The 11,803-nt window shown below is 29.3% G+C and carries 16 protein-coding genes; all 16 read right to left on the reverse strand.

Translation table 11 applies throughout. The annotated features are described in order from the left end of the window. Positions 1 to 10: 10 nt before the first annotated feature. Positions 11 to 1,003: a conjugal transfer pilus assembly protein TraU gene (traU, locus tag ACGH49_RS10370; RefSeq protein WP_411589293.1), complete on the reverse strand. Its 993-nt coding sequence runs from the start codon at positions 1,001 to 1,003 to the stop codon at positions 11 to 13. Continuing rightward, a complete protein-coding gene (gene traW / locus ACGH49_RS10375; protein WP_411589294.1) occupies positions 996 to 1,607 on the reverse strand; it encodes a type-F conjugative transfer system protein TraW in 612 nt (203 codons plus the stop codon). Before traW ends, traU begins: the two co-directional genes overlap by 8 nt. Before the next feature lies 1 nt (position 1,608). Then, complete coding sequence (locus ACGH49_RS10380) at positions 1,609 to 1,956, reverse strand: TrbI F-type domain-containing protein (protein ID WP_411589295.1); 348 nt, start codon at positions 1,954 to 1,956, stop codon at positions 1,609 to 1,611. Further along, the gene (traC, locus tag ACGH49_RS10385; protein ID WP_411589296.1) at positions 1,929 to 4,640 is read right to left on the reverse strand and encodes a type IV secretion system protein TraC; all 2,712 of its coding nucleotides are present in this window, start codon (positions 4,638 to 4,640) and stop codon (positions 1,929 to 1,931) included. Before traC ends, ACGH49_RS10380 begins: the two co-directional genes overlap by 28 nt. Continuing rightward, entirely contained in the window at positions 4,640 to 4,990 is a 351-nt protein-coding gene (locus ACGH49_RS10390; RefSeq protein ID WP_411589297.1) for a TraV family lipoprotein, read from the reverse strand. Before ACGH49_RS10390 ends, traC begins: the two co-directional genes overlap by 1 nt. Before the next feature lie 2 nt (positions 4,991 to 4,992). Beyond that, positions 4,993 to 6,417 carry a TrbI/VirB10 family protein gene (locus ACGH49_RS10395; protein ID WP_411589299.1) on the reverse strand — a complete coding sequence of 475 codons (1,425 nt, stop codon included), beginning with the start codon at positions 6,415 to 6,417 and terminating at the stop codon, positions 4,993 to 4,995. Between the two features lie 5 nt (positions 6,418 to 6,422). Beyond that, on the reverse strand, positions 6,423 to 7,112 hold the full coding sequence (locus tag ACGH49_RS10400) for a type-F conjugative transfer system secretin TraK (protein WP_411589300.1): 690 nt from the start codon (positions 7,110 to 7,112) through the stop codon (positions 6,423 to 6,425). A 62-nt stretch (positions 7,113 to 7,174) separates the two neighbouring features. After that, complete coding sequence (gene traE / locus ACGH49_RS10405; RefSeq protein ID WP_411589301.1) at positions 7,175 to 7,735, reverse strand: type IV conjugative transfer system protein TraE; 561 nt, start codon at positions 7,733 to 7,735, stop codon at positions 7,175 to 7,177. Between the two features lies 1 nt (position 7,736). Beyond that, positions 7,737 to 8,039, reverse strand: coding sequence for a type IV conjugative transfer system protein TraL (gene traL, locus ACGH49_RS10410; protein ID WP_411589302.1), 303 nt, complete (start codon positions 8,037 to 8,039; stop codon positions 7,737 to 7,739). 2 nt (positions 8,040 to 8,041) lie between these two features. Further along, entirely contained in the window at positions 8,042 to 8,347 is a 306-nt protein-coding gene (locus tag ACGH49_RS10415) for a type IV conjugative transfer system pilin TraA (RefSeq protein ID WP_411589303.1), read from the reverse strand. A 121-nt stretch (positions 8,348 to 8,468) separates the two neighbouring features. Continuing rightward, positions 8,469 to 9,074, reverse strand: coding sequence for a helix-turn-helix transcriptional regulator (locus ACGH49_RS10420; RefSeq protein ID WP_411589304.1), 606 nt, complete (start codon positions 9,072 to 9,074; stop codon positions 8,469 to 8,471). Continuing rightward, the gene (locus ACGH49_RS10425) at positions 9,067 to 9,447 is read right to left on the reverse strand and encodes a hypothetical protein (RefSeq protein WP_411589305.1); all 381 of its coding nucleotides are present in this window, start codon (positions 9,445 to 9,447) and stop codon (positions 9,067 to 9,069) included. Before ACGH49_RS10425 ends, ACGH49_RS10420 begins: the two co-directional genes overlap by 8 nt. 339 nt (positions 9,448 to 9,786) lie before the next feature. After that, on the reverse strand, positions 9,787 to 10,104 hold the full coding sequence (locus ACGH49_RS10430; protein ID WP_411589306.1) for an H-NS family nucleoid-associated regulatory protein: 318 nt from the start codon (positions 10,102 to 10,104) through the stop codon (positions 9,787 to 9,789). After that, positions 10,091 to 10,525, reverse strand: a complete 435-nt coding sequence (locus tag ACGH49_RS10435) for a hypothetical protein (protein WP_411589307.1) — start codon at positions 10,523 to 10,525, stop codon at positions 10,091 to 10,093. The genes ACGH49_RS10430 and ACGH49_RS10435 overlap by 14 nt, the downstream gene beginning before the upstream one ends. Positions 10,526 to 10,625: 100 nt before the next feature. Further along, positions 10,626 to 10,811 carry a hypothetical protein gene (locus ACGH49_RS10440; protein ID WP_411589308.1) on the reverse strand — a complete coding sequence of 62 codons (186 nt, stop codon included), beginning with the start codon at positions 10,809 to 10,811 and terminating at the stop codon, positions 10,626 to 10,628. A gap of 108 nt (positions 10,812 to 10,919) precedes the next feature. After that, on the reverse strand, positions 10,920 to 11,561 hold the full coding sequence (locus ACGH49_RS10445) for a DUF3560 domain-containing protein (protein ID WP_411589309.1): 642 nt from the start codon (positions 11,559 to 11,561) through the stop codon (positions 10,920 to 10,922). Positions 11,562 to 11,803: the final 242 nt, after the last annotated feature.

Below are 11,803 nucleotides of genomic sequence, written 5' to 3' on the forward strand. Positions count from 1 at the left end.
TAGATTCTCCTTACAAATAAACGCAATTTCGTTTACGCCAAAATAGATATCCATAATTTTTTTGAGACAACGGATTATTAAGCCCCCATTCCCATGCCATCGGAGTTCGACCGAATGCATCGCATCTGTAACTTAAAGATTTTTCATTAACAACTTGATATCTCCATCTTGACTTCGGTATAACCGCTGAAGGATATGCATAACAAACAGCCTTATTAGCTCCTATTGTGTTCATTACAAGTCCCTGCCTATGCATCTTAAAAGCCATTCTTTCAGCCGCAAGCAGTGTTGACTGGAAAGGGCTATACTCCATAGGAATATGTCCAGTAAAAGGATATAAAGAACCGTGTGAGCCTGCACACCAAAAAAGAGGATCTAGCGGCATACCAAACATTGAAGATGTCGCGTCAGCGACACAAGCCGCTTGAGCAATTAAATTACCGAACATAGCTGATTCTGGAGCTAATATAGCGGCAAGTTCATCATCTTCCCATGTAGAATCTAATTCACTGAAATATCCAACATCAAAATCTCCAAGTTGCATACATCCAGCGTTAATAAAAAGATTTAACCAACTGACTAACGGGTACTGATACCAGTGTACATTATAAAAAGCCCCAGCATCACTTTGTTCACTACCTACAGCATGACCAGTTCCCATTCTTCCTTCTCCTATGTCCATTCCACCTAAATTAACCATGCAATAAGGTTCTCGTGTAACATCAACTAAATAACTGGGTTCCCAATACCCTATTGCTACACCTATTCTAGTAAATTGGCCAATCTGGCAATATTGGATTGGCATTGATGGATTTGGAGTATCACTATTACCTGGTGATGATCCAATTTTAAAATTACCAATTGAAATGGGAAATAGGCATTTCCAACAAACATCGGAGATAGGATTAACAAATTTTCCTGTACATGTAGAAGTTTTTGCTCCTGCTGAGAGTTCAAAACTCAAGAAAAATAACAAAAAAATAAAGCACTTTAATTTATTCATTAATGGAAATCTCCTTTATTAATAGTTGATCTCCACTTCTGTAAACAACAGAAGGTACTGCTGTTATTTTTAGCCTTTCAATAAGCTGACCATTCTGATCAAAAAAAACTTTCTTCTTTAATTTTTTTTCGACTTCAAAGGGACTTCCGTTGGTTAAAATGATTTTATCTCGTAACCCTAGATCCTGTTTAGATAGCCATTGAAGTTGTAGAGCATCATCAGAATCTATGAAATATAACTTCATTTTAAAACTAATAAAGTCTAACGGGTTTATCTTTGTACCTTTCCTTGCAAAAACAGTTCCTTTATCATCTTTCAAATCTTTACTCAATGTCACAGTAGGATCAAAAAACCTCTCATTTGTTTTATCAACCTTAGATGTTAATACGGACACAGGCCTATTTAATCTATCTTTAGCTTTTTGTTGCATTTCTTTATTGATTGCATCTAAACTACCGTCTTGTTCCATTTCTGTTAATCGATGTTTTATTACTTCAACCAAATTATTTTCTTTTACTGGAAACAGTTCACCAAAAACACCTAAATCTTTTGCTGTAACGTTCATTGAGTAGATAACAATAAAAATAAAAACAAATTTTTTCATTTTAATTGACCATTTTTTCAGATATTAGTTGTTGTATATCTTCTGTTACGTCATCAATACCATAAACTACTGCTGGCTTGACAAGAATCAATACATTATGACTATGAGAATATGATTTAATGGAATCGTCTAATGCAGTATTAAATATTTGTGTAATATTGTTAATTTGGTCTTCATCAAAATTGCCTGAATTCACTTGAGACAAAAAAAGATTAACGGTTTCTTTCATATCGAAACTAACCATTTTGGGCTTATCATCTTTAAATAAACATAAATAAATAGTTAACAAGAGATTAACAAAAAAAATACTTGCTACCAAAGTTAATGTAATTGTCTTTCTGTTATCCATTCTTCTAATCCTCTTATTTCATCTGAATACTTAATACACGCTCGATCATAAATAGCTTGAGAGATATCAATATTATTTCTTCTGGCATTTTGAATATATTCGAAATCCTCACCAGTAGAAGAAAAAAGGGTTCGTCTAAGAGGATCTAAAAATAATCTACACGGAAACATATCACCGTGAGTAGCCAACAAAAATGAACTAAACCCATTAACACTTGCATTACCGAATGTTTTTAGTAATTCCAGTTGGTTTTTTTTGAAGAAATTAGGATTTTTAGTAACATAACTCTCTACAGCTAAGTTGTCTTGTTTAGCTATAATTTTAATCGCAGAATTATCCCATGCGGCACTTGCAGCAGAAGATAATGCAAAGTCATTTAATCCTTGAGTTATTGTAATAAATGAACCTTTGTGTTTCCTAGATGTTCTATAGCCAACTTCAATAAAAGTGGCCACACGCTGAGACTTTCCACCTAGTAAACGCCATGCTTCATCAATAGCACATACTTTAGGTACAGCTCGTGAAGTTTGGTACATGTATTCATCAATAGAAATAATTAGAGTAAAAAGGGTAGTCGCAAGCAAATCAGGAGTGTTTTGTAACGATCCTAATTCTAAAACCGTTAATTGAGCATCTCCCGTAAGGGTGGCTGTATCACTGTTAAAATATTTTCCGTATATGCCTTTTGTTGTGTATTTTTTGAGCAACAAAGTTGCTTCATCGAATCTAACTAATGTATTTTCTTTGTATTTATTTTCTTTTGCTCTTTCTTTTTCAAAGTACTCAACAATATGATCTATCAATGCCTTATTTTTATAATTGAAGTATGCGTACTCAACAGCATCATAGAATATAGCTTCAGAAACCCGATCGAGATATGTACCCTCAGGATCAGCCATGACTAAAACAAGCTTATGAATTTTGTTAAGAGAAGCGGCAAGCATCGCTTCAGGAGAATCTTCATCGATATTAATTTGTTTTAAATTGCGAGTTAGATCTTCTTTATCTAAATCAACAGCAATGTTAGCGAAAGGATTAAACCTTAACTTTGCTACATCCCAATACTCGCCTCCAACTATTTCACAATAGTTTTTATATGATCCGCCTAAATCGATAATCCATTCTCTCCCACCTCTTTTTAAAACATCATACAAAATAGCTTGAGTAATTACTGATTTACCTGCGCCAGCCGTACCACAAATTGCACAATTATAGTTTTCTGTTCCCATATCGAACAAATTTATAAATGATATTTGATTTCTAAAAGACGGGGCTAAAAAACCATATTGTGCCAATTTGTTTTCAGCAACAACGGGCATTAAATTGACAGCTTGAACCACTTCACTGCGGTTTGTCGCATTAATGTGTTTTAAATCGTGCCAAATCCCTTCGTGGGCCATAAAAGGTAATGAGGCAGAAAAATTAACAAAATTCATAAATTCAGTTACCGATAACTGAATACCATTATTGCGATAGCAATTTAAAACATCTTGTTCATTTTTTTTAGCTTCATCATAATTTTTAGAAAAAACTGTTACATTAAAATAATAAATAGCTAACGAAGAAATATTACTGTTTAATCTTTCTCTTAGTTTGCCATATTCTTCTGCTTCTCTTTTAACAGACGGGACAAATGTTGCGAATGAAGTTTGACTTTTTTTATTCCTATCAAGAAATTTAGTAGTCATTTCATTAGCTGATTTAGCTTGCTCCTCAATCTCAATTATAAATGTGACAATAAAAGGACAACTTATCATTAGAGACGGCGATATTAAAGATCCTATATTGTTCGCAGATGCTCCCAAAAAAAACGTATCAGGATTTCCATTTATCATATAATTAGTAACGATAGTTTCAGTCATTCCTACTGTATCTTTTTTGTTACTAGTTATTTTTAAATTGTTTTTTTCTACAATAAGTTGAGTTGCCTTACTTATACACTGTTTGTCTATTGTTTCGTTTTCATCATAGTTACATACACTATTAACAACAGAATTCATATCCATGTTAACAATTTCACTAACTAGATTAATTAACCCCTTAGGATCCAATGGGTTTCCAAATAAAAAAGAACCTTCTAAACCTGATTTTATTATTTTTAACCAGCTTTCCATGTTTTTTATTTGTGTAGATAAATTACCTTTTCTTTCTTCACCATATGTAATAAAGACCCTGTAATTTCTTAATGTTAGTCCATAATCTCTCGCATTATCAAAATGATTAAGAGCGGCGTTTTGGTAGTAAGCTGACGTTATGTTATTGAAATGAGATGCATTATCCCCACTCCATTTTTCATGCTTCAATCCATTATCTAAGATATTTTTAATTTCCTTGCTAGATAATAGTGTTACTTGGAGAACTTCTTTCCTCGGTAGTTTTGTTCTAAAAAATTCATCAAGGGATTTAACAATAGATTCATTAGCACCAATCAAAGGATCTATCTCTAAAATAAACCCCAAACTATTCTTATTAATAAAAATATTACATTCAGGATCATAAGAGAAATAAGGAAGAAAATCAGAAAGAGATGGGTAATCCAATAATGTATCTAAAATATTATCGCCAGTTTTGTTCGTCCTTTTTATAATATCATTTTTGATATTATAAAAGTTATCTCGAAAAAGTTTTATAATACTATCAAACGAAAAATTATTATTTATCTTTTTAGGTTTCCTTCTTTTCATTAATCAAATCCTTTCCATTTGGTTGGTTCATTTGTAAAAAAGATATTTTGTTCTTTATGGAAATTATTTTTATCATCTACATACGGAGCTATCCATATTTTATAAACTGTTTCAGAAGTTCTATCAGGAATCCCGATTTGTTTACTTTTAGATAACTTAACATCGCTACCTAATGATAACTGTTTAGAGTTCATTAATTTAACACTTGTTGTTTTTTGCTTTCCCAGCTTATTTGCCTCAGAAACAGTCTGACATGATCCTGATGTTGTCGCCTTACATGAAAATTCAGTTTCAACACCTGCACAACCAGATAAAACGACCACAATAAAAAGACTTAATATTTTTCTCATTTTTATTTATCCCCTTTTAAATAATCATTCAGGTAAATATTTTTCAATTCATCAGCACTACTGTTACCAACTTCGTTTTCAATATTATTTTCATTATCCATCTTTTCTTCGTTTAAATTACTTTGCTCTTGATGATTGTATTCATAAGGGCTAGGTTGTATTTGACCAAATGAATTTTCTCTTCCTGACGGAAGAAAACTTTGTATATTTTGATTTGAATAGTTATCTGTTTTTTGGAGTAAATCCTTATTGTTGTTTACTTTACTTTTCCTGTACTCAAGTTGAAAACCTTCTTGAAACATGACTGTAACTATATTTGATGAACTTATTTCAATAATCGGATGATATTGTTCTGCTCGTTTTATATAGTAATCAGAAAGCGTTTTTGAAGCGGTTGACACACCACCGCCAAGAGCCGATCTTAAAACATCTCCACCATCTACTCCTGCTGTAGCACCAACTCCGACAGTTTTACCTGATGCGGATTCAGCACCCTTTCCAAATCCATCCAAAACCCCTGCTGCTCCAGCCCATGCAATAATTTTACCGTTTCGCATAACGGGATTACCCTTGATACCATTTTTCCCTGCATAAGAAACATGACCTTTGATTTTCATATCGATAGTTTTATCTTCATCATCGCTTTTACATGAAATACTATGAGTTCTAGCTTTTCCTCGTTCACTAGAAATATCACCATAAACTTCACCCGTAATAAAACATCCTGTTAAGTCATATTCCTGATCATTAGGCATTTGAACTTTCCCAATTAATCTAAACTGAATCGGATCTGTATTATTATTACCAGTTACACTAGCATTAGCATCAGCTCCCTCTATAATAATTGCTTCAGCGAAACTCCCCGACGGGATATATGGCAACTCATTTTCTTCTTCCAGTAGTTCTCTATTTACTGAAACAGTTGTTAGCACTGGATTAGAGTTAGCTAATTCACCATACCCATCTTGATTAAAAGCCCCTTGATTTCCATATGGATTGTTATCCATTAGGTCAATGTTGTAATGGTTACCAACTTTCTTTTTTTCTACTTCGTCTAACCTTTTATTATATTGATCTAAAATCTCTTTAAATTTATTATCTTGCTCTTCCAGTTTGTTTTTCAATAAAGCTAATTCTTCATCTTTTTTCTTAACTTGATTCTGGAGTGTCTCGTATTTTCTATCCAACTCTCTACCTAGCGATTGATTATCTTTAAGTACACTACTTGTGTATTTTTCATCAAAAGTATGATTGACTATACCTACTAGCTGGGGAGTTTCTTTCTTAACAGTCTTTGTATTTTTTTTATCACTATTTTGAGTTTTAAAATAAAAAATTCCCATTAGAGCAATAAAAATAATGATAGAGAAAAGAATAGAAAAAAGGATTATTTGTTGTTTTTTATATTTATTATTGATATTTTCCATTTATATTACTCCATGGCAATAATTTGATACATATTAATAATGTCATTCGTTTTTAAATTTAAATTGGAATTATCAAAAAATATTGCTCTAAGCTTATCAACCTTAAACATTGTTTCATCAATCAGTTTTTCTTCTTTAGCAATATTTTTTATTTGATATTTAACAATATAAACTGCATTGCCTACATAAACAGATTGAGGTTTAATTTTTAACCCTTCTATTTTAAATTTATGTGAAGTATTATTCGTTGCTCTTTGCGAAGTAAATATTCTGGGATTGTTAATCATTTCGACAGCGATGTTAATAAGTTCATTTTCATAAGAATTTCCCTTCTCCCATTTTTTCGGCTTTTTAGCCTTTTTTATTTCATCTGGAATAATTCTAGAGTATGTACCCTGCCCATCGGTTGACGTACTCTGCACAGGGATAACCAACCCGTTTTTTGTTTGAACAATAAAAGTAAACTCATAAGGGTTTCTTAATACTATAACAACCCCTCCTCCACTAGTACTTTCTGACGTTAGACTATTATTAACAGATGAAACACTAGTAATAACATCCCCGTCAACAGATAAATAATTGGGCTGTACATAACTAAACTCTAAATTAACTGTTTGGCCTGTTTTATAAATAACATCTTGTGCATTAACATTTAAAGATATTATTAATAGAAAAAAAACTAATATCCTACTCATCCTTACCTCAACAAATTTATTAATAACAAAAATAAATTAAAACTGAAAAACTTAATTTTCATTTAATTACCATTAACTTCAACAAAACTTAAAATTACAAATTGACCATTTCTATAATTAACTTTCAATCGATAAGTTTTTTTCTGTTCACTGATAAATCTATTTCCAGACCAAGTTTTTATTTTTCCAGTAATTTCAAAAATATCACTTTCTGAATAAAGACTAATTTCCTCATAATAAAAAGCCGATGAAAGATCACCTTCTATGATTATTTTTTCCTCATCCGAAAGAACTGCTGAAATTTCAGGCCTGCAACTTGGATCTACATAAGACAGCAATAGCTCATGTTTCTTGTGAACAGTTTCAGGGGAATTATTTAGTCTAAGATCAATAAATGATATTCCCATGTCTCTTAAATAATTAATATCATAATTATTATTATTAAATACATATTTGTTGCTATAATTCATTGGTAACACAACCGTTGTAGATTGGTTTTTTAAATTGTAAACAACCACAGCTAAAACTAGATTAATAATAAAAGAGATGAGAAATAGACCTAGTGAGACGAAGATAAGTATTATCAATAATTTGGTTTGATTTATAGCTTTTTCTATTATCATTTCATTTAATCCAATGCCTTAAATAGGAAGGAGGAATTTTTTTAAACATCGACCCTCGAACAAAATTGGGTAAAAACCAATAAATAGAGTTGTATAAATAAGTAGATGGTTTTCCCCTTTTTAGAGTTTTTAAACAATACATCAAAGCTCCCCCAACAATTAAACCAGTAATGTAATAACTAGAAATAAAACCAATAATAATTGGTATTAACAATAAAATCGCCTCGTCAAGCAAAAGCCCGAAAAGGCGAAATGGTTGGTTTAACATTTGAGGAAACCGATATCTATCGATTTCTTCATTCACATTTATACACCTATGGCAGAAAAAGCAACAGAAGTACCAACAATTAACGCAACAAAGCCAAGTAAGACAACAAGGTTTTTGGTTTTTACAAAAGCCCAAAGCCCTGCAAGAACTTCTACTATATAAATCCATTTCACTAAACTAGAATCTTTACCCAGTGTATCTTTTACTACTGTATCGCCACTTGATAATAAATCATCAGCATAAGCTGGAGCAGTAAAATAAACGACTAAAGCAAGTAACGCAAAAAAAGGTAAAAATACTTTTTTATAATCAATATTTTTTAATAAATAAAAATTTTTCGTCATTTTTTATATTCTCCTTATTTGTATATATTAATTATTGTTAGCATTAGCTAACAAAGCGAATAATACATAAAAAGAAAAATATATAAATAATAAATCTTTTAAACGTCCAAAATTTGGGACATTAAATTATTCTTAATATTTTATTAGTATTAAATTGTGATGGAATATGAGTATAAATAAGACCACTATCCCGAACAAAAAATTTAAGTTCTTCTAAAGAAGATGCTTTAAATTTATTTTTAATTCTAAACAATCTTTTACTAACATTTTCGTAACTAATTTTCAAAAATTCAGATATTTGTTTTCTAGTAAAACCAGTTGAAAACAACCACAAAACAACCCACCCTCTAGAATTAAAATCAATCAACTTTGAATCAAATTTTTTTACATCATAATTTGGCAAAAAACTTTTTATAACATTAAACTCATAAGTATTTATATACATTACAATGCTAGTCTTCTTATACCTGTCTATATCAAAATGATTTTTACAATAAAGATTAGCTATTTTTAAAACCCCTTTATTCGAAAAAACATACAAATAAACGAACGGTGTATTTATTTTTTTTATTTGCGAAAAATTATACTTAAAATAGTTTTCAAAAAAATTGACATTTATATTATCCTTAAAACCCTTATTGTAATTAAATACCGTACCATTAAAAAAACAATATGGTATTAAACCACTCAATACATTATTTAAAATATAATTTTTATCATCACTCATTTTTATTAAAAAATTTATTCATTTCCGTTTCAATCCAATTAATTGATTTATTATTTTTATTAAAAAACTCATCAATTAAATTTCTATTTTCAAAATTTGGCAACTCGTTAAACATATCAAATAATGCTTTGGATAATTGCAAATTCTGTAATACTCTTTTAAGTAATTCATATCTATATTCTTTAATATCAAAATGATTTTTATGTTTAGATGAAAGATGAACCCTTAAACCTAAATTAAACAAAAATGCTCCTACCTTAGTTATTTTTGTTATGTAATTACCTTCGTAATCAATAAATTCTTTTTTTGAAATTAAATCTTTTATTATTTCATAATCTTTATCTGAAATAGATATCTGAATTACTCGTGCCATAATAACCTCTTTTTTTAAATTAATAAAGTACCATGTATAAAATATTTTTAACCAAAATTTCTAGAAAAATAAAAAAAATAAAAAAAATAAAATCTTAATAAGAAAAAATGGACTTTTTATTAGAATTATTATATTTTTTTCACAAAAAAAAACAACCATTTTTTTTAACGTATAACTTGATGATTAAAAAGAAAAAAAGCACTAATTTTATTAGTGCGTGGGGTGTGTAAGTTCTTTGATAGTAAAAAGTACTGCTCTCGGTATTTGTTTCTTTTTTTATTGAAAAATTATGGGATACTTTTAAAAAAAACGCCATTAAGAAATAATGGCGTTTTTTTACTAAACTTCAATGTCTTTTAAATTTCCCCCGCTATTCAAATAATCAATAACCCACTTGGGCTTTTTTCCCCTCCCTGAATATTCTTTCTCTTCTCCATTAATAATCAATCTATATCTTATTTTACTAATTTTGTTACTTTTAATGTCTAATAGCGCTTCCTTTATGTCTTCTATCTTTATTCCTCTTTGTTTTGCTTGATCTAGCATATCTTTAATGAAATTAGCTTGTTCCTCTTTTTTTTTCCGTTCTTCTTCTAATTGAATTATTTTCTTATCTATTTCTTCAATTGATAATTTCTTTATGTCAGACTTTTTCATCTAATTCTTTACTCCATTTTTTACAAATTAAATCTAATTGATTGGAAACACTTCTAATAAAGAAATCATCTTTATTTAAAGTACAAAATCTATTTTCCAATAAAAATTTATTTATATAGTTATAGTCACCTATAAACATTTGACCATTTTTTTTATATAGATCTTCTAAATAAAAAATTAATTTTTTATTTTCTCTCTTTATCTTCATGATAACTTTAATAAAAAAAATGAACGGTAAAGTAATTAAAACAGCCAACAAAAAAGCTATTTCATTAGAAAAAAAATCATAATAAAAAAGAAAGAAAAAAAGATCTATTAAAATAACAAAAGAAAAAATCAAATAAAATAAAATCCTTTTTTTGTAAAGTTCATAATAAAGAATATTATTTTTTTTAAGTAAAAGATAAATTATAAGTTCCATTTTATATCAATAAATAAATTAATATAGGTAACAATTAATTTACTATTTAGTATAAAACATTACAATAAATAAAAAGGGCTTCAATGCCCTTTTTATTTAATTAAATATTTTCTATAGCGTTTTTATTTTTAATATATCTATTGATATAATCTAAAATTTCTTTAAAATCCTTTCCAGTGCAAGCACTAAATTTAATAGGTTCTTTTTTTTCTATTGCGGTAATGATTTTTATCGCATTGCTTCTATTTATTTCTTTTTTGTTATTTGTAAGTTTATTTATTTTCACTTTGATAATCTCCTAAGTAGTAGATGTGAATTAGATTGCTTAACAAGTTAAGCTTTAACCTGTTAAGCAAAATTATACTATAAATCATTTTAGCTTAAATTTCATTATTTACCCCCACAAAATAACAGCTAAATCATGTAATTTTTTAAATTTATTCACGTCTTTCTTTGCGTAAGTTAATGAAAACGAATGATCCTGCTGAACTATTCCACTTTTTAAATCTGCGTGAATTTTTTCCGCTTCACCTAATTTAAACTTATAAAACTCTAAAGATTCAGGCATTGATATATTAATATTATGTTCACGTTTTGCCCAATACTCTGCTTTTTCTTCATGTCGTTCCGCTTTTTCTGTGAACTCAGTTGATTTTCTCATTCGCTCCCAATTTCGATCAATTAAAGCCCTGTGCTTTTTTTCACTATGATGACCTACTTTGATCGGCTCACCTAAAGCCAAAAATTCTCTTCCCTCATTCGCCGCTTTTAAATAGTCGTTGCTTTTGTTGTGAGCCAATTCAGCCCAATCACTATACTTTTCAGCCTTTGCTTTTGCTCTTGTTTGCACATTGAAACCGTCTGCGCGAATTATTGAATAATAAAAAAAGCCATCTCTTTCAAAAACCAAATTAAATACAATGCATTCATGATTTTTACCTTTTTTTGTAGTAACCTCAATAATATCGTCTTTATTGTGTTTTTCTGCACATTTAGCCAAGAATAAATTAGGTGCGTGTTTGTGATAAGTGTTCATAAAAAAATCTCCTAAGTAGTAGATATAAATTTGATTAAAATTAACAAGTTAACCTTAACTTGTTGATAATATTATATTATAGTTGCTTTATCAACGCAAGTGATATATTATATTTTTTTGAAAAAAAATAATTTAAATTACAAAAAAAATGATTGAATTTTTGCAAAAAAAATGATTATTTCCTTAGATTCTGAGACGCCCTTGACCTTGACCTGCCCCGAATCAACGAGAGACATTTTTTT

Source organism: Gilliamella sp. BG7 (assembly GCF_046635565.1).
GTDB classification, from domain to species: Bacteria; Pseudomonadota; Gammaproteobacteria; order Enterobacterales; family Orbaceae; genus Gilliamella; species Gilliamella apicola_P.

What these genes read in the sequence shown, in the direction of transcription:
- traU (WP_411589293.1), bottom strand. Translation starts at nt 1,003, where the DNA reads ATGAATAAATTAAAGTGCTTTATTTTTTTGTTATTTTTCTTGAGTTTT.
- traW (WP_411589294.1), bottom strand. Translation starts at nt 1,607, where the DNA reads ATGAAAAAATTTGTTTTTATTTTTATTGTTATCTACTCAATGAACGTT.
- ACGH49_RS10380 (WP_411589295.1), bottom strand. Translation starts at nt 1,956, where the DNA reads ATGGATAACAGAAAGACAATTACATTAACTTTGGTAGCAAGTATTTTT.
- traC (WP_411589296.1), bottom strand. Translation starts at nt 4,640, where the DNA reads ATGAAAAGAAGGAAACCTAAAAAGATAAATAATAATTTTTCGTTTGAT.
- ACGH49_RS10390 (WP_411589297.1), bottom strand. Translation starts at nt 4,990, where the DNA reads ATGAGAAAAATATTAAGTCTTTTTATTGTGGTCGTTTTATCTGGTTGT.
- ACGH49_RS10395 (WP_411589299.1), bottom strand. Translation starts at nt 6,417, where the DNA reads ATGGAAAATATCAATAATAAATATAAAAAACAACAAATAATCCTTTTT.
- ACGH49_RS10400 (WP_411589300.1), bottom strand. Translation starts at nt 7,112, where the DNA reads ATGAGTAGGATATTAGTTTTTTTTCTATTAATAATATCTTTAAATGTT.
- traE (WP_411589301.1), bottom strand. Translation starts at nt 7,735, where the DNA reads ATGATAATAGAAAAAGCTATAAATCAAACCAAATTATTGATAATACTT.
- ACGH49_RS10415 (WP_411589303.1), bottom strand. Translation starts at nt 8,347, where the DNA reads ATGACGAAAAATTTTTATTTATTAAAAAATATTGATTATAAAAAAGTA.
- ACGH49_RS10420 (WP_411589304.1), bottom strand. Translation starts at nt 9,074, where the DNA reads ATGAGTGATGATAAAAATTATATTTTAAATAATGTATTGAGTGGTTTA.
- ACGH49_RS10425 (WP_411589305.1), bottom strand. Translation starts at nt 9,447, where the DNA reads ATGGCACGAGTAATTCAGATATCTATTTCAGATAAAGATTATGAAATA.
- ACGH49_RS10430 (WP_411589306.1), bottom strand. Translation starts at nt 10,104, where the DNA reads ATGAAAAAGTCTGACATAAAGAAATTATCAATTGAAGAAATAGATAAG.
- ACGH49_RS10435 (WP_411589307.1), bottom strand. Translation starts at nt 10,525, where the DNA reads ATGGAACTTATAATTTATCTTTTACTTAAAAAAAATAATATTCTTTAT.
- ACGH49_RS10445 (WP_411589309.1), bottom strand. Translation starts at nt 11,561, where the DNA reads ATGAACACTTATCACAAACACGCACCTAATTTATTCTTGGCTAAATGT.